This is a genomic window from Rothia sp. CCM 9419 (assembly GCF_048512815.1).
GTDB lineage: Bacteria > Actinomycetota > Actinomycetes > Actinomycetales > Micrococcaceae > Rothia.
The window spans coordinates 37,831-55,259 of the sequence record NZ_JBLXXY010000006.1; the positions used below are offsets into that span (position 1 = coordinate 37,831).

Annotated in this window: 12 protein-coding genes, 2 tRNA genes and 1 CRISPR repeat array (1 of these 15 running past the window's edge); of the genes, 11 read left to right on the plus strand and 3 right to left on the minus strand. The window is 47.2% G+C overall.

From position 1 onward, the window contains the following. A CRISPR array of direct repeats spans positions 1-259; the repeat unit is 29 nt; unit sequence GGAATTACCCCCACTGGCGTGGGGAAGAG; it begins 746 nt to the left of the window's first position. A 130-nt stretch (positions 260-389) separates the two neighbouring features. After that, positions 390-1,037, minus strand: coding sequence for a GNAT family N-acetyltransferase (locus tag ACN08W_RS06190; protein ID WP_419103299.1), 648 nt, complete (start codon positions 1,035-1,037; stop codon positions 390-392). A gap of 171 nt (positions 1,038-1,208) precedes the next feature. Here ACN08W_RS06190 and ACN08W_RS06195 point away from each other — a divergent pair, with 171 nt between their 5' ends. The 9 genes from ACN08W_RS06195 (at position 1,209) to ACN08W_RS06235 (ending at position 10,707) form a co-directional block, all read left to right on the plus strand. After that, entirely contained in the window at positions 1,209-2,168 is a 960-nt protein-coding gene (locus ACN08W_RS06195) for a GNAT family N-acetyltransferase (RefSeq protein ID WP_419109056.1), read from the plus strand. 87 nt (positions 2,169-2,255) lie between these two features. Continuing rightward, positions 2,256-3,431, plus strand: a complete 1,176-nt coding sequence (gene dusB / locus ACN08W_RS06200; protein ID WP_419102228.1) for a tRNA dihydrouridine synthase DusB — start codon at positions 2,256-2,258, stop codon at positions 3,429-3,431. 27 nt (positions 3,432-3,458) lie between these two features. Then, positions 3,459-4,811, plus strand: coding sequence for a deoxyguanosinetriphosphate triphosphohydrolase (locus ACN08W_RS06205; protein WP_419107239.1), 1,353 nt, complete (start codon positions 3,459-3,461; stop codon positions 4,809-4,811). Positions 4,812-4,882: 71 nt separating this feature from the next. Then, positions 4,883-6,793 carry a DNA primase gene (gene dnaG, locus ACN08W_RS06210; protein WP_419107240.1) on the plus strand — a complete coding sequence of 637 codons (1,911 nt, stop codon included), beginning with the start codon at positions 4,883-4,885 and terminating at the stop codon, positions 6,791-6,793. A 91-nt stretch (positions 6,794-6,884) separates the two neighbouring features. Further along, positions 6,885-6,957 (plus strand) — tRNA-Asn (locus ACN08W_RS06215). A gap of 263 nt (positions 6,958-7,220) precedes the next feature. Continuing rightward, entirely contained in the window at positions 7,221-8,117 is an 897-nt protein-coding gene (locus ACN08W_RS06220; RefSeq protein WP_419107241.1) for a phage holin family protein, read from the plus strand. A 236-nt stretch (positions 8,118-8,353) separates the two neighbouring features. Further along, positions 8,354-9,562 carry a glycosyltransferase gene (locus ACN08W_RS06225; RefSeq protein WP_419109057.1) on the plus strand — a complete coding sequence of 403 codons (1,209 nt, stop codon included), beginning with the start codon at positions 8,354-8,356 and terminating at the stop codon, positions 9,560-9,562. A gap of 71 nt (positions 9,563-9,633) precedes the next feature. Beyond that, a tRNA-Ile gene (locus ACN08W_RS06230) sits at positions 9,634-9,707 on the plus strand. 445 nt (positions 9,708-10,152) lie between these two features. Continuing rightward, a complete protein-coding gene (locus ACN08W_RS06235; RefSeq protein WP_419109058.1) occupies positions 10,153-10,707 on the plus strand; it encodes a hypothetical protein in 555 nt (184 codons plus the stop codon). Positions 10,708-11,837: 1,130 nt separating this feature from the next. Here ACN08W_RS06235 and ACN08W_RS06240 read toward each other — a convergent pair. Beyond that, positions 11,838-14,072 (minus strand): S8 family serine peptidase, encoded by a 2,235-nt coding sequence (locus ACN08W_RS06240; protein WP_419107244.1) that lies wholly within the window; start codon positions 14,070-14,072, stop codon positions 11,838-11,840. Positions 14,073-14,285: 213 nt separating this feature from the next. Next, entirely contained in the window at positions 14,286-14,906 is a 621-nt protein-coding gene (locus ACN08W_RS06245; protein WP_419107245.1) for a M23 family metallopeptidase, read from the minus strand. A 700-nt stretch (positions 14,907-15,606) separates the two neighbouring features. Here ACN08W_RS06245 and rpsB point away from each other — a divergent pair. Both rpsB and tsf read left to right on the plus strand, forming a co-directional pair. Continuing rightward, positions 15,607-16,416, plus strand: a complete 810-nt coding sequence (rpsB, locus tag ACN08W_RS06250) for a 30S ribosomal protein S2 (protein ID WP_419102146.1) — start codon at positions 15,607-15,609, stop codon at positions 16,414-16,416. A gap of 128 nt (positions 16,417-16,544) precedes the next feature. Beyond that, complete coding sequence (gene tsf, locus ACN08W_RS06255; protein ID WP_419107246.1) at positions 16,545-17,375, plus strand: translation elongation factor Ts; 831 nt, start codon at positions 16,545-16,547, stop codon at positions 17,373-17,375. Positions 17,376-17,429 lie beyond the last annotated feature (54 nt).

Sequence of the window (17,429 nt, forward strand, 5' to 3'; positions counted from 1 at the left end):
TGGCGTGGGGAAGAGAAGTTCCTGAGCCAAAAGAAAAGCTAAGGATAGGAATTACCCCCACTGGCGTGGGGAAGAGAGAACACCAGAAACGGGTCATGCCACATTTGGGGAATTACCCCCACTGGCGTGGGGAAGAGGCTCTCTAATACTGCCCAAGCATCACGCGCTTGGAATTACCCCCACTGGCGTGGGGAAGAGCCCCGCAGGAGGGTAAAAGCACCACTATTTCCGGAATTACCCCCACTGGCGTGGGGAAGAGACTACCTGACCAGCAATTATTCCATAGAAAAAGCGAAAATATCAAAGTTTTTGATATTTAGCTGCATTTATGTATCTCCAAGGAATAGATATTTATGGAGCGTTCTCAAACAACGCGCATGCTGGTGTGTTTAGATTTTTACGACGGGTAGTGACGCAGTGCTGAGTGAGGCAGGGGAATGTGCTTGTTCCCAGTCTTTTCTGAGAATCGCTTTAATCATGGAGTCGTGGTATTTGCCGTCGTAGTAGAGTGCTTCACGGCGGCGTCCCTCACAGACGAAGCCGCATGAGGTGTACACGTATCGTGCTCGTGCGTTGAAGTCGAATACTTCGAGTTCGATGCGGTTCAGCTTGAGCACCGCGAAGGCGTAGTTGACCATCATTTGTGTGGTTTCGGTGCCGAGCCCGTGGCCTCGTCCTTTTTGTCCGATGATGATTCGGTAGTTGACGGACTTGTTTTGAGGTGAGTAGTCGTTGAATACGGCTTCGCCTACGTATTCGTTGTGTTTGAGTGAATATATTGCTAAGTCGAGTCTGTTGTTTTGGTTGTTTCGTGTGTCGTACCAGCTTTTTGCGTGTTTGACGGTACGTTCATTGCGGTTTAGTGCTTCTTGTGTGGAGTGTACTGCCCCTGTTTTGATGAGTACTTCTGGTTCTGCGAGGATGTTCATCATTGCTTGGGTTGATTCCTCGTTGAAGGGGCGTAGTTCGACGAGTTTTCCGGTGAGGGTGGGTTTGGTGGCGAACATGTTGGTGGGTGTGTTAACTTGTGTGCGCATGTTCTCATTTTAAGTCAGATAAGTGCGTTTTTACCTCAACTGTTGGTGTGGGTTTTCATTCTCTTGGATGAATTTTTTCTGAACGATTCTAGATGTTGTTCCGGTGTGCTTCTGCGCTATGGTGGTGTACAGAACATATTAATAATTCGATGATTTTGAGGCAGGTTTTTGGTGGATAATTATACTTTTCGTCCGTGGCGTGAGGGCGATGATTTAGAACTTCTTCAGCTTTGGGGTGACGCTGAATCTTCGGGGTACGATTCTTTTCGTGCGATGTTTCGCCCTGATCAGGATTCTGGCCCGTGGTCTCGTACTCTTGTAGCGGAACATCATGGTGTTGCGGTTGCTGCCGCCACTGTCTATGAGACGTCTTTACATGTTCAACGGTTGTGGGCGTATATTGAGGTTGCCGTTGACCATCGTCGGCAGGGGCTTGGTGCTGAACTGTTTCGCCGTTTGCAAGAGCTTGCTTCATCTTCGCCTTCGGGTGTTCAGGCTTTGCGGTCTAAGGTTCAAGAAGGCTCTGCTGGTGCTTCCTTCGCTCAGGCTATGGGGTTGGGGGTTATTCAGCGTAGTCAGATTGTGAAAGTTGCTTCGGGTTCTGTGCCTGAGGTTCCTTTGCGTGTTGATTCTTCGGGGCAGCCTATGCAGGTTATTGAAAATATTGCTACGGGCTCTGTTGAGCTAACACAAAAGATGTGGGAGTTCTATTCTCGTTCTCACCGTTGGGATCCTCCTGCTGAGATTTCTTTGGGGCAGGTTAACCGTTTGTTCTTATCAGATGAGGCTGAAGCGCTTGGCGCAATTGTGCTACGTGACTTTGATTCCTCTGATGATTTTTCGGGGCAGCCTCCCATCAAGGCTTTTGTGGTGAGTTACCGACCGTTAGAGCAAGAGTTACCGGGGCGTCAACTAGCTGATGATGAGGCGACTGAGATTCTCTTAGGCTATGACTTTGATGATGTTGCTGCACGTGAGGCTATTATGCAGTTGCTGTATGTTCTAGTTCATCAGTACCCAGTCATCTTAGAGGTAGATGAGTCGATGGAAGACTTGCAGGTGATGATTAATCAGCTGGTGAAGATGGGTTCTGCTCAGGTTCTTGATACAACGTTGGTGGTTGCACACTAGCAGTCTTCTGCTTTTCTGCTAGGCCGCTGTGATGCGTGCTTGGCTGAGTGTTTGTCGTATTTGTGTCACAATTGCTAGGTGACTGAAATATCGCAGACTTTTTCAAAGACTCAACAGCTAAAACTTCCGCCCTTACAATTAGGTAAGTTCACGGTACAGACGCCGGTTGTTCTTGCCCCTATGGCTGGGGTAACTAATAAGGCTTTTCGTCGTTTGTGCCGTGAATATGGTGGCGGTTTGTATGTGACAGAGATGGTGACGGCTCGTTCTTTGGTGGAGCGTCGTCCTGAGTCTTTACGCATTATTGAACATGACGATGATGAGCAGATTCGTTCTATTCAGATTTATGGTGTTGATGCCGTGAATGTGGGTAAAGCGGTTCGTCTTGTGGTGGAAGAAGATCGTGCTGACCATATTGATCTAAACTTTGGTTGTCCTGTTCCTAAAGTGACGAAGCTTGGTGGCGGTTCTGCTTTACCGTGGAAGACTGATTTGTTCACTGCCATCGTAAAAACTGCGGTTGATGAAGCTTCTCGTGCGGATGTTCCTGTCACTATTAAGATGCGTAAAGGCATTGATGATGAGCATCTGACCTTTTTGGAGTCTGCGAAGATTGCTCGTGATAGTGGCGTTGCTGCTATTGCGTTGCATGGTCGTACCATGGAGCAACATTATTCTGGTCATGCCGATTGGGATGCTATCGCTCAGCTACGTGAGGCTATCCCCGATATTCCTATTCTTGGTAACGGCGATATTTTTAGTGCGGAAGATGCTATTGCTATGGTCGAGCAGACCGGTGTTGACGGTATTGTGGTGGGTCGTGGCTGTCAGGGTAGGCCGTGGCTTTTTGGTGATTTACAGAATGCTTTTGAAGGTTCTGCTGAGCGTATTAAACCTGGTGTTTCTGAGGTTGCGCAGATGATTTATCGTCATGCTGAGCTTCTTGTTGAGACTTTTGGTGATGAGCTCAAGGGGCTTCGCGAGATTCGTAAACATGTGGGCTGGTATTTTCATGGGTATCCTGTGGGCGGTCAGCTACGTCAAAAGATGGCTACTGTTCCTGATTTAGCGAGTTTTCGTGAATATCTGGCTGAGTTGGACCACAGTATTGGTTATCCTGGTGCTGCTGTGGAGGGTCCACGTGGTCGTGCCGGTAATCCGAAGAAACCTCATCTTCCCCATGGATGGTTAGATTCGCGTATCCTTGGTGATGCAGAACGTCTTGGTTTGGTCGGGGCAGAGCTCGACATTTCGGGTGGATAATATTGCAATAGTGATGGGCTGGTAACGATGAAGAATGTACCTGTTGACGGTTTAGTTGAAGGCAACGAGTTGACGGAGACTCCCGGCTATGTGGCTGAGGATGTGGAGCGTTGGGTGCCTGAGCATCATCGTAATGTGTATCGTTCTGCTTTTGAACGGGATCGTGCCCGCGTCTTGCATTCTTCTGCGTTACGTCGTCTAGGCGCTAAAACACAGGTGATGGATCCAGACACCGATGATTTTATTCGTACGCGTTTGACGCATTCTCTTGAGGTTGCTCAGATTGGTCGTGAAGTGGGTCGGATGCTTGGCTGTGACCCTGATGTTGTTGATACTGCTTGTTTAGCTCATGATTTGGGGCACCCTCCTTTTGGGCATAATGGGGAGACTGCTTTAAACGAGTTAGCAGCAGATGCTGGCGGGTTTGAAGGGAACGCGCAAACTTTACGTTTGCTCAGCCGTCTTGAGCCGAAGGTTATTGGTCATGATGGTTCTTCTGCTGGGTTAAATCTTACTCGTGCTTCTTTGGACGCGTGTTGTAAGTACCCTTGGACTCTTGCCGAGGCTCCTGCGCGTGCTGATGGGCGACCTAATCGTAAATTTGGTGTGTATCAGGACGATCAACCTGTCTTTGAGTGGATTCGTCAGGGTGCTATTGCGCAGGACGGCTCTTCTTTGCCTGCTAAGTGTATGGAAGCTCAAGTGATGGATTTAGCCGATGACATCTCGTATTCGGTACATGACGTTGAGGACGCTGTTTTTGGTGGGCATATTCAGTTAGAAGATTTATTAGACCCCGCAAAACGTGAAGAAGTTTTTTCAAAGACTCAACAGTGGTATCTTCCGCATGTTTCTGAGTTGGAGCTTGAGCAGGCGTTGTCTCGTCTTGAGGGCCTGCCTCAATGGGTGAAATATATGAGTGGTACTCGTTCATCGATGGCTGCGTTTAAGGCGTTGACTTCTAAACTGATTGGTCGTTTTGCGGCTTCTGCAATGGAAGCTACGCGTGCACAGTACGGTAAGGATCGACCTCTTGTCCGTTATACTGCGGAGCTCATCATCCCTAATTCTACGGTGCATGAGATTGCTGTTCTTAAGGGTATTGCTACAGCTTTCGTGATGAGTGTTCGTGACGCTCAACCTCATTATGAGAACCAGCGTGAAATTTTGAGTGTGCTGGTAGAAGCTCTCTTAGACGAACCAAAGTATTTGGCGTCTTCTTTTGCCGCTGATATGCAGGAGCTTGGTACACGTGATGATGATGCTCGTTTACGTTTAGTAATTGATCAGGTTGCTTCACTAACAGACCGTTCTGCAGTGGCGTTGTATAAGCGTATTACGGGTAATCAATGGCATCATGGCGATAAGCCTCTGTGGTGAGTTCGGAAAAGTTATAAGTTAGGGAATTCGAGGTCTTTGTCCTCATGCTGATGATGGATATGATGTTTTAAGTGGCTGGTTTAATTCGACGTGAAGATATCGATGAGGTTCGTTCTCGTACTGATATCCGCGAAATTATTGAGGGCTATGTGCGCCTCAAGAGCGCCGGTATTGGGTCGTTTAAAGGGCTGTGTCCTTTTCATGATGAGCGCACCCCTTCTTTTCATGTGCGTCCACAGATGGGCACCTATCACTGTTTTGGGTGTGGGGAGTCTGGCGATGTTATCGCTTTTTTGATGCAGGTTGAACATACTTCTTTTACGGAGACGGTTGAGAAGTTGGCGGCTCGTATCAATTATGAGTTGCATTATGAGCAGGGGAGCGGTTTATCTCGTGAAGAGGTGGGGCGTCGGCAACGCCTCTTAGACGCCCATAAAATTGCGGCAGAGTTTTTTCAGAAGAATCTTTATATGCCTTCTGCCGTTGAGGCTCAACGTTTTTTGGGTGGTCGTGGTTTTGACGCAAAATCAACTGCTCAATTTGGTGTGGGTTTTGCGCCTCAAGGTTGGAACAATCTACTGAATTTTTTGCGTAAGCAGGGTTTTTCTGATGAAGAGCTTGAAGCCACCGGAATGTTTTCGCGTGGGCAGCGTGGTTTATATGATCGTTTCCGTGGGCGTATTATGTGGCCTATTCGAGGTATTGCGGGGGAGACCATTGGTTTTGGTGCCCGCCGTTTATTTGATGATGATAAAGGCCCAAAGTATTTGAATACGCCTGAGACGGTGCTGTATAAGAAGTCTCAGGTTCTTTATGGTTTGGATCTTGCTAAACGTCATATTGCAAAGCGTCGTCAGGTTGTTGTGGTTGAAGGCTATACCGATGTGATGGCTGCTCATCTTGCTGGTGTTGATACGGCGGTAGCAACGTGTGGTACTGCTTTTGGTGTTGACCATATTCGTATTTTGCGTCGTATTTTGGGAGATGACGGTTCTGGCGGGGAAGTGATCTTTACCTTTGATGGTGATGCTGCTGGTCAGAAGGCTGCGTTGTCTGCTTTTGAAGAGGACCAGCGTTTTATGGCGAGAACTTTTGTTGCGGTGGCGCAGGAGGATATGGATCCATGTGAGCTTCGTATCCGTCGGGGTAATCATGCGGTTCGTTCTCTGATTGAACATAAGCAGCCTCTTTTTGAGTTTGCTCTTCGTAGTACTATCCGTAAATTTGATATGGATTCTTTGGAAGGGCGTGTGCAGGCTATGCGTGCTGTTGCTCCTATCCTTGCTGGTATTAAAGATTCTGCGTTGAAGCCAGCTTATATCCGTGAGGTTTCTGGGTGGCTAGGTTTGGGCGCGGATGAGGTTCAACGTGCTGTTGTTTTAGCTGCTCAACAGGTTTCAGCGGAGTCTTCTTCGCTGCAACAAATAGATCATACTGGCGGGCCTGATAGTTCTGGCGAGGTTGTTGTTCAGTCCGCTGCTGTGCCGTTTGAAGTTCCTGATAGTCATGATCCTTTGGCGCGTTTGGAGCGCACTGCTTTAGAGGTCTTAGTTCAGGTGCCGCAGGAGGTTCCTGTAGATTTTTGGCAACAGCTGGTTCAGGTGCAGTATCGATATCGTTTACATACGGTGCTGGCGCAGGGAGTGATGTCTGCTGCTGCTGAGGTTGTTCCTGCTGCCGGTCATGCTTGGCTGAATCAGGTGCGTTCGCATATTCCTGAGGCTGCTCATACGTTTTTGGCGGAGTTGAGTGTATCTCCTATTCCTGCTTCCTCTGCTGAGCAGCTGACTCGTTACGTGCACGATATTTTGAGACGTTTGTTGGAGGAAGATGTGAATCGTCAGAAGTCTGAGCTGTTGTTGCATCTTCAGCGTTTGGACGCACGTACTGAGTACGAGCAGTTTCAGCAGATTCAGCGTCGTTTGATGGAGTTAGAATCTCATCGGCGTAAGATTCGTCAGGGGATAGAAAACATCCTATAAACGTGTTGCAGATTACACTATTTTGATTTGTGAAGAGAAAAAAATCTGTGTATAGTTATTACTCGTTGCGGTGATAAGCCGTAATGAATATTCCCCCGTAGCTCAATTGGCAGAGCATTCGACTGTTAATCGAAGGGTTACTGGTTCGAGTCCAGTCGGGGGAGCATAGATGAAACACCTGACAAGATAATTTGTCAGGTGTTTCTTTTTTTACGTAAAAACTCCTCAAAACTTACTTCTCTCACCTGGCAAGTACCAATACTCTTAAACCATTTGGCAGGAGTGAACTAGCAGCTTCTCTAGATACTTCGTCGACGATGTGACACGACTCAATCTCATAGATTGAAGAAAGTCTCTAACAGTAGAATAATGAGAGAAACTGGTACACTTGCACCGGAAAGCACACTTACTTTTGGAGAGGTTGAGTATGACCGATAACGGTACACCTATCAGCAACGGGGCTCAGAAGAAATCTTCTTCTGGTCTTAAAGCTACATTTTCTAACTTGAAGTCCAACGTCACCAGCACTATCGATGCAACTAAAGTAGTTACTCGCCTCACCCCGAAGCAGATCAAAGACGAAGTTCAAATTGCTAAACTTGAGCTCAAAAACAAAGGCGTTGCATTCGGTAAAGGTGCCGCATTCGTTGTCGTTGGTGTGGTCTTTGGACTATTCCTCATTATTTCACTGATTACTGCAGGCATTCTTGCTCTAGGTACCGTCATGAAGCCTGTCTACGCTGCGCTGACACTAGCATTAGTGTTCCTGCTTCTTCTACTTATTTTCGCCCTTATCGGTGTCAAGAAGATCAAGAAACAGCTTCCTCTAAAACCTGAATCCGCAATTTTCGGACTCATGTATGACCTTGGCGTTCTCAAACACGGCTCCCAGATGGACTCTGCCCGTCTGAAACGTGAACAAGAAGAGAAAGCTAAAGCCAAAGCAGACGCAAAGAAAGCTGCCGCTGAAGAGAAAGAAAAAGCTGCCGCAGACCCTTCAACTACAGCAGTTCTTGCTTCTGCACCCAATGAAGAGCAACTCAAACAACGCACCAAACAGCGTCGTGAACACCTCAAGAGCCTACGTGATGACATTCAAACCTACAGCGGCAACGTTAAGGAGCAATTCACGGGTTTTTTAGACGAAACAAAGAGTAGCGTAGTTTCTTTGCCTGCGACTATCTCTGAAACAGGTAATCGTCTAGCAAAGAACGCAAGCGACCCCGACGTCCTCAAAGCTCGTGGCGGTTCTTTCGCGTTGCTCATCGGAGCTGTAGGCGTCTTCTTTATTTTCTTGAAAAAACTTCTACGCCGTAACTCCTAACAAAGGTTCTCTAAGCTAAGTACGTGCTAAGAACCACCCACTAAAAGGCGTCTTATTCATCCTAGTCTTCATAGGAAATAAGACGCCTTTTGTGTTTTAAAGCTCCCCGACTCTGAGACAAAAATATGAGATTATAGAGGAATAACAATAAGCTTTCTTCATTGATACGCAAGATACGGTCACTTGTAGAACAACTCTGCAAGGAAAATACAACGCGAATAGGTGTTCCATACGATATGACACAACAGTCTCTAACCATCATGATTGGTGCTGATACGTACCCTCCAGATGTTAACGGTGCTGCTCAATTCGGTTATCGTTTGGCAACAGCAATGCATCACCGCGGACACCAAGTCCATGTGGTTGCGGCAAACCCTAAGGAACGTAAAAACTATACTCGCACGGTTAACGGCGTCGTTGAACATCGTCTCATCTCGCATAAAGCACTAACCCACCCTACTATCCGTATTTGTACACCTTGGGGTATCTGGAAACGAGTAGGCGAGATACTCGACGATGTTAAACCTGATGTTGTGCACGTCCAATGCCACTACATCGTGGGACGAGTACTGCTTCTTCAAGCCCGCAAACGTGGCATTCGCGTGGTCGCAACAAACCATTTTATGCCCGAGAACCTCGACCCATTCTTGCCCTTTCCCCGCTGGTTTAACGATGCGTTTGCACAACTCAGTTGGAAGGACATGCGCTTCGTCCTTGAACGTGCTCAGGTTGTTACGACCCCCACCCCGATTGCTGCGCGCGCGATGAAGGAAGCCGGCAATTTTAAAAAACCAGTTATTCCTATCTCTAACGGCATTAACTCTGACGATTACCAGCTTCGCGAGGGAGAGCATTTCGACCCTCACCCGCAGGAGCTTCGTATTTTCTTCGCCGGCCGTCTTGCTGTTGAAAAGAATATTGACGTGCTGATTGAAGCTCTCTCGTTACTGCCTCAAGAACTGAACCACACTGTTCTTGAACTTGCCGGTGAAGGTGAAAAGCATGAAGAACTCCAAGAGAAAGCACAAGAATGTGGCGTTGCAGATCGTGTACGTTTCCTTGGCTACGTTAGCGATGAACAGCTAAGAGAAGGGTATCTCCGAGCTGATGTATTCTGCCAACCAGGAACAGCAGAATTACAATCCTTAGTGACCCTTGAAGCGATGAGCGCTTCTCGCCCCGTTGTTTTGGCTAATGCATTGGCTCTACCTCATCTGGTACAGGAGGGAGAGAACGGTTACCTATTTGAACCGAATAACGCTGCAGATTTAGCTCAAAAACTGGCGCAGGTACTTCTTGCACCGGAAGAGGAACGTCGCCGTATGGGGCAGTGCAGCAGACAAATGGTTGAAATCCATTCTGCTCAAAAGACGTGGGAAACTTTCGAATCTCTCTATCTTTCTAACCAGATATATTACGATTTCGTGGTTTCTCAGAAAAAATAGTGCTGTAGATTTTTTCTCTACGGTATTATCAGGTACGCTATTAACCGTTGCTCTTTTGGTAGCGACGCTTTGGGGCCTTAGCTCAGCTGGTCAGAGCAGGGGACTCATAATCCCTTGGTCGCGGGTTCAAGTCCCGCAGGCCCTACAAGAGCTAGTTTCGCTTCGGTGCTGGCGATCATTTGATGAGTCGTCCCTATCGGTATAAAGCCGGTATGGACGACTTTTTTTCTTACCTTTTGTCTTCTTGCAACGTTGGACATAAGGATATGCTCAGCGGTGAGAGCTTCACCTAATCGTTCGGTGTGGGTGGAATCAACACTGGGGCTACCTCAACCTCTATTTCTTGCTGTGAGGAAAGAGCCTATGCCGGTAGCTGAGTTGAGTAATCTGCCCTAGTCCCGAGCCATCTGCTGTATCTCTGGTGTAGGTCGTGGCTGAAATCGGTAGTGAAGTAGCAACCGTTCTTGAAGGCATATTGGGATACGGTGACGTCCTCAATAACTGCTTCAACTAAACTGTTTTCAACAGAGAAGGGTTGCAATTACAGACATCCCTCCACCCGTTTTTTAAAATCAATAGGAGTGTTACTCATGGCCTCGAAGCATATTTACGATCAGAACCACCGAGAATATGTTTCTCTATCCGCAGCGTATGTAGGGCACCTGATGACAAGTAGTCTTCTAACGCCCCTTGCAGGCCTTATGTACGGGTTACTCTCATACTTCTTCCCTGTCCTCAATTTTGGGATTCAAAACCTCGTTATCTTTATCATTGCTGTGGTCATTGTGGGTGAGCTGATTGTGGTGCTGATTCAACGCCCCTTTATTATCAAGGCTTCTCACAGTGACCCAGGTGGATGGGGTTATGCCTTACCTGAGTTTCTAGTGCTCCCTTGTTTGGCTGGATTAGGAGCATTTCTCATCTCTCGTGAGCTGTCAGCTGGTCTTGTGTGTGCGCTTGCGTTCTTTATTGTTTTTGGGGTTGCAGGTTTGTTGTCTAAACCGTGGACGCCAGGTCTGTCTCGTGCTGAGATTCGTGAGAGATATGAGCAAACTAAAGACATGATTCAAGCAGGCTATATAGAGGAAAAATATCGTGATGTAGAAGTTGACCCTTCGCATAGAGATTTATTTAAGAAACGATAGACTCTTACGACTTGTGAAAAGCTAGGGAAGCCTCCTTCGGCGTCTTTTCATGCTCTAAAGCGGAGGGCTGTCCTGTGCCTATGTATTTTCATGACGATGAGATGTCTCTGAAACTGCTTTATGTCATCGAGCATTTCAGAATAAGCTGTTTGTTCTGCAACGGTGGAATTTTGAATAGGAACTGTTCCGATTGGAGTCGGCTAAGAGCAGCAGTAGCTGAAAAAGAAAAGTGGTAGCAAACTCAGCAACAGCAACCTTCCCTAGATTTTAGTTTTCCTTTTTAGGATTCCCTTTAGCTGGTGAATAAAACTGGTTTCCTTGACGAACTAACAAGATTAAAGAAAACAAAGACAAGGAGATGGGAACTAACTTAAAATTGCTACCCAAGTCTCTAACTATTAAATGAGAAGTGTAGAAAACGGCTGCCGACATAAGCAGGGAGACCGCAATAACGAAAATCTTCTGACGAGTGTTCAAGCCTTTAACTTCTAAGTTTTGGGCTGTCTTGGAAGAAGAGCGGAGTCCCAAGAACAATAGAGTCTTATGCATAGGGCTCCTTCCACATAACTGAAATATATCCTACGTCACACTAGCGGTGTCATCAAGATGTTTAAGGGGTGCGTAATACCCTGATTGAGATTTGTGAGCCCATATGCGACAACCCAAGCGCATTTCACTCCAGCTCAGACCTGCATAACTACGACTTCAGTTTGGGTACTTTTAACCTTCCTCTTCGCGCCCAATGAGCGAAAGAACAAAAGAAGAATACACGTCATGAGTATGCAAAACTACCTAAATTGACCGTGAATATATCAGGTTAGCGGAAAATTTGGCTAAAGAAGGATTTGAATTAAAAACTTGTAATATGGTGGCAATATACTAAATGCTTGTAGGGGGAACAAAAGATTTTTGTTCCCCCTACAAGCATTTAACTATCATGTTGTTCGTCATCCTGAACATACCGTCCAGCAGCTGACTTAGATACTCCTATCTGTTCAGTAATTTTGGTGGGCTGATAAACCTTAGACACAGATTCTGCTACCCGTTTTTGTCTGTCGTTGGCACGAGCCAGATACTCGTCTCGAGGCTCCGCTAAAATTCATGAGTATGTGACCTCAAGCGGAAAATACTTATCGAGTGATACTGAGCCCACCTGATTCTGACCACGTAAACACATATCCGCGAGAGAATTCAATGCGTGCTTGCCCATGACGTACAATCTCGTCAGTTACCGGATAACCGTACCGCCGAATATCTTTAATCCACGTATTATAAAAAGCGCCTCGGGCGTTAAGTACTTTCGCCCCAGTACTGGAATGCCACACGATAGCGGTTCGATGCTGGCTTCCGGTTGCTTGATACATTACTTGAGCACCGCCGAAACTTAGGTCGCTCTCATCAGTGACAGGGAAACCTAAGGTTAAGGCGCCGCCTCGTTTTGCCCATGTATTGAAAATGCCACCGCGGGCGTTCATAGAATGTGCGCCGGTTTGTTCAGACCAGTACACAACGGTTTCTCGGCCCGTTCCGATATTTTTGAATGTTTGTTTGGCTCCATGGTTAAACGTGGATTCGTTCATTGTTGGGTAGCCCCAGCCGCGTATGCCACCATTGTGAGTATGTTTAACTCCAATTGCGCCCGGTTCCCATACGGTATAGGTTCCGGTGTGTGCTGACCAGTAGATTGCGGTGCTTTTTCCCTGTTTATTGCGGAAACGCTGATAGTATCCGCCATCGGGCAGTCTTTGTTCACTCATTGCGGGATAGCCAAGTTTTTGATGATGCTCAGTATAGTATGAGCCGATAGCGCCCGAACGTTTGACGGGGTGAGCGCCCAGCTGAGACGTCCAATAAATTGAGTATTGGTTTTCAAAATGCTGAACTACTGCGCCATCTGCTAAGGGAATCTCGTGGGACGTTGGTTCACCGTAGACCCGTATTCCACCAGTTGTTCGATAAGTATTCTCGATACCCGAATTTTCTTTGAGTTGGTAGACCGGTGGCGCCAGTGATTTTGCTGTGAGCACTGCCTTATAGGCATGTACAAGAGGATAGCCTTGTGTCCATGTGCCGGTTTCCCTAAGAATTCGCCGTATTTGCTCTACCGTCAGTTCAGAGTTGACTTCTTTCATCATGGCAATAACGCCCGCAACATGTGGTGCTGCCATAGACGTGCCATTTAGTGCCGCGTAGGTTGGTTTTTCTTGTTGATATAGGCCCGTGTTTGAGGTTGATATAACAGGTTCGCCTACTGTTCCTCCGGGAGCAATCACATCTATTTCTTGCCCCTTATTCGTATATGCGGTTAGTGCGCCCCATGATGTGGTTGCACCGACGACTACTGCCCGATAACAGTTAGCAGGGGCATAGTCTTTTGTATTTTCACTGAAATTTCCTGCTGCAACGACTACTGGGATTCCTCGTGCATGAGCGTAATTGATAGCTCTTTGCAGGTATGGATCGCATTTGCCTTTCCACGCTAATGACATATTAATAACATCTACCGGTGGTTGTTCAGGGAAGCCCGATACTTTTCCACCGGCTGCAGCAAAGACGGCGTCCGCAAAATCGGCAAGGTATCCGCTTCCGGAATTTCCTATGGCTCTGAAGTGTTTGGTGGATACTTCTGGGGCTGTAATTTTGGTGTCGCCTTCGACGTGAGTTCCGTGCCAATCAGAATACCTAAATCGGGAGTATGTTCCGGTGTCGGTTTCGTCCCAATCACGTCCAGGCTCTCCGTCACGCCCATAGAATTCGTCGCTGATGAGGTCTAGCCCTCTGAGTCTATGTGCAAGGAGTGAGGGGTGTTGTGTTGCGCCTGAATCAACGATGCCGATGATGATGTTTTTTCCTGTGGCGAGGTGCTCTACGTTGTGAGCGTTAATTTGTTGAGCTGTCCACGTCGAAAGTGATGTGTCGCGGGTGATGCGTTTTTTCTGTGATGAAAGAGCGTTATGGATGATGGGGTCGGGCCGAGCATCTACAATTCTAGGATCTTCTTCCAAGGTTTGAACGGCAACGTTTTGTTCTTCTTGACTGAGTGGGGACTCTACTTGGATAACTGTGGTGTTTTCGTCGTCGAGTACTGAGTCTTTAACAATTTGAGTATGTTCAAGGGTGTCTGTTTTATCTTCCGCGATATCGAGCGCTTGAGCTTTTTCTTCTGCATCGGTGTCTTCTGCGAAGCTGACGATGAGCCTGTCTGTTTCTTCGGCTACGTAGGGGTGCCGTTGGGTAAGTTCTTGGAGAGTGGCTTGTTGGTCTAGTTGCTGTTCAGGTGTTTCATATAAGGACGTAGCGTGTGTTGGTGTGATACTGCTGAGCATAAGAGCTGCAGTGATGAAGATGGGGGATATCTTTTTCACGTGTTCTCTCTACATATATAGGGGGAAGGGGAGTAGTGAGGGCGTGTAGAGGAGACGACAAAAGGGGCGGAGCATGTTGCTCCGTCCCCCTTAATAAGCGAGTGATATATATGTAGTATGAGTCTCTCGACACCCCTCAATGCTATTATTATGCCTTGTCAAAACCATTTTTGCGAGTAGGTGTGGGGTGTTTTTATGCAGGAACTAGGTAACTTAGCTGATAGAAGGTGCCTCAACGTTTGCTCGTGGAGCATGCGAGGCTAAAAAGTCTTCTGCAACAGGTAGGAGAATACTTGGCTTTTCGAGAAACAATAATGTTAACGGGTTAATATATTCCCACTCTCCTGCAATATTCTGGCGGACTCCCCAATGGATACATCGTTGCGGGCAATGCTGAACTGTTTCATCTACCTGCGCAATAACTTCTCCAATAGATACTGTCTCACCTGTTTCTTTTGCCTGGGTGACGGGCTCAAAACTCGATTTATAACCATCCTCATGTTCAATAGTGATGACATACCTATCAACAACTTTTCCTGAAAAAATGATTTTTCCACTCATTGGTGCCCGTATTGAACCGTGAGCTACGATATCTACTCCTCTATGACCTTTAGCCCAACGCTGTTGAGGTTTTTGAAAAGCTCTCAAAACCTCTAATGGTTCGGAAACAGGGGAAACCCACTGGTGTTCACGGTGATGCACTGAGGTGGAGCTAGTCGGTGAGGGTTCCGCTCTTTCGAAAGGTTGGGCTGCGCTCGCGGCACTGTAGAACACCACCATGATGATGGTGAATAGGGTTGTGAATCTTTGGGAGGTAACGCGCATAGTTTTCATCTGGTCAGGTTCTTTCGCGTATGAAGAGGCAAAATACTATCTTCTTCGAGACTGAATGAGGTGAGAAGCGTTGTCGTTGGCTTGGCCAAAATTGTGGATAGTTGTAAGTTTTGCTGTATTAATATTGAGAGGGTTAGGTTCGCTGATGAAGGCGCTATTTTGGTTGATATTGGTGCCTGTCTCAGTGTGGGGTAGAGGCTAAGAAACCGTGGTGTGGTGCACTGGTTGTTGATGAGCTGGGTTGTTGTTTTCTGCTGCCTCTAGAAAACCTTGGTTTTTTGCTCACATTCGCCGTATTCCGTATGTTTTTGACGGTGTCGATGCGGTATAGTTGGCTATTGCAGTTCGATACTTCCTGCCTAAAAACTTTGAGTCTTATGGCTTAGGTTCTTATTGAGAGGTTTCGAGAAGTCACCATACATAGTGACTTACCGCTGTAGAAGTGGTCTGACAACGCGTAAAACAATATCTTCATAAAGCCTCTCAAATATATTCTGGGGTTTATGTGAAGACTGAGAACTTTCGGTCCATCAAATGAGGTGGTGAAGGTCTGAGTATTGTTCAGGGTATCCTCCCTCGAACAATATGAGTTTTACCAGGGGAGTGTTTTACTCCAATGTAAACCGATAACTACTATGCGCGTGGACGGTTAGCCTGGAATCAGGGATCGCCACGGCACATCTATATAAAAGGAGACGACATGCCAGTCGTAACTATGCGCCAGCTTCTTGACTCTGGTGTTCACTTTGGTCACCAGACCCGTCGCTGGAACCCCAAGATGAAGCGCTTCATCTTCACCGAACGTAACGGCATTTACATCATCGACTTGCAGCAGTCTTTGGCTTTCATCGATAAAGCTTACGAAGCTGTTAAAGCAACCGTTGCTCACGGTGGCACCATCCTCTTCGTTGGTACCAAGAAGCAAGCTCAGGAAGCTATCGCTGAACAGGCTACTCGAGTTAACATGCCTTATGTTAACCACCGTTGGCTTGGTGGTATGCTCACCAACTTCGAGACTGTTTCTAAGCGTATCGACCGCATGAAAGAACTAGAGCAGATCGACTTTGACGATGTTGCAGGCTCACAGTTCACCAAAAAAGAACTCCTCTTGCTCCGTCGCGAACACGAAAAGCTCGAGCGCACCCTCGGCGGTATTCGCAACCTCACCAAGACCCCTAGCCTTTTGTGGGTTGTTGACACCAAGAAAGAGCACCTCGCAATTGACGAAGCTCAGAAGCTCAACATTCCTGTTGTGGCAATTCTTGACACCAACTGCGACCCTGACGAAGTTGCTTTCCCCATCCCCGGTAACGACGACGCGATTCGCTCCGTTAACCTCCTCACCCGCGTCATTGCTGACGCAGTTGCAGAAGGTCTTCTAGAACGCAACAACAAAAAAGCCGGCAAGGGAAACACTGCTGAAGAACCTATGGCTGAATGGGAGCGCGAGCTTCTTGAACAGCACAAAGCTGAAAAGACCGCAGAAACTACCGAAGCATCTGCAGAGTAATTTCACATAAAACTAATGGCGCCCACCTAAGTTTTTGGGTGGGCGCCATTAGCAAAAACCACACTGTAACACCCCAGACAGTGTGTATGTATAAAAATCTTTGAACTAAAACAATCAAGGAGTTCACAATGGCGAACTACACCGCAGCAGACATTAAAGCACTGCGCGAAAAGACCGGCGCAGGTATGCTCGACGTCAAGAAAGCTCTCGACGAGGCTAACGGCGACCAGCAGAAAGCAATGGAAATCATCCGCGTTAAAGGCCTCAAGGGCGTTACCAAGCGTGAAGGCCGTGCAACCGCTGAAGGTCTTATCGCTGCACGCGTTGAAAACGGCGTTGGCTACATGGTAGAAGTCAACTCTGAAACTGACTTCGTAGCAAAATCTGATCCTTTCGTAGAATTCGGTAACAACGTTCTTGAAGCAGCTATTGCAGCTGGCGCTTCCACTTTGGAAGAACTTCAGGCAGCTACCGTAGACGGAAAGACTGTTGAAGAACTCACCACCGAAGCTGGCGCACTCTTGGGCGAAAAAATTGTTGTTCGCCGCGTAGCACGCGTTGAAGGTGAAAACATTGCTGTGTACTTGCACAAGACCTCCAAAGACCTTCCTGCACAGGTTGGCGTTCTTTTGGCTGTCACCGGTGAAAACACCGATACCGTAGCGCACGATGTTGCTGTACACATTGCAGCATTGTCTCCTAAATACTTGAACTCTGAAGCTATCCCAGCTGAAGACGTTGAAGCAGAAAAGCGCGTTGCTGAAGAAACCGCTGCTGCTGAAGGTAAGCCTGAGCAGATTATTCCAAAAATTGTTGAAGGCAAGCTCAAAGCTTTCTACAAGGAAAACACCTTGCTTGATCAGGACTTCGCAAAAGATTCTTCCAAGTCTGTTGCTAAGGTTCTTGAAGAAGCTGGCGCTACCGCTACCGCTTTCGAGCGTTTCCGCGTTGGTGCATAAATAAAATCTTCACTGTTTTGCTCTCAAAAAATAGAAATATTTTAGATTGAGCCG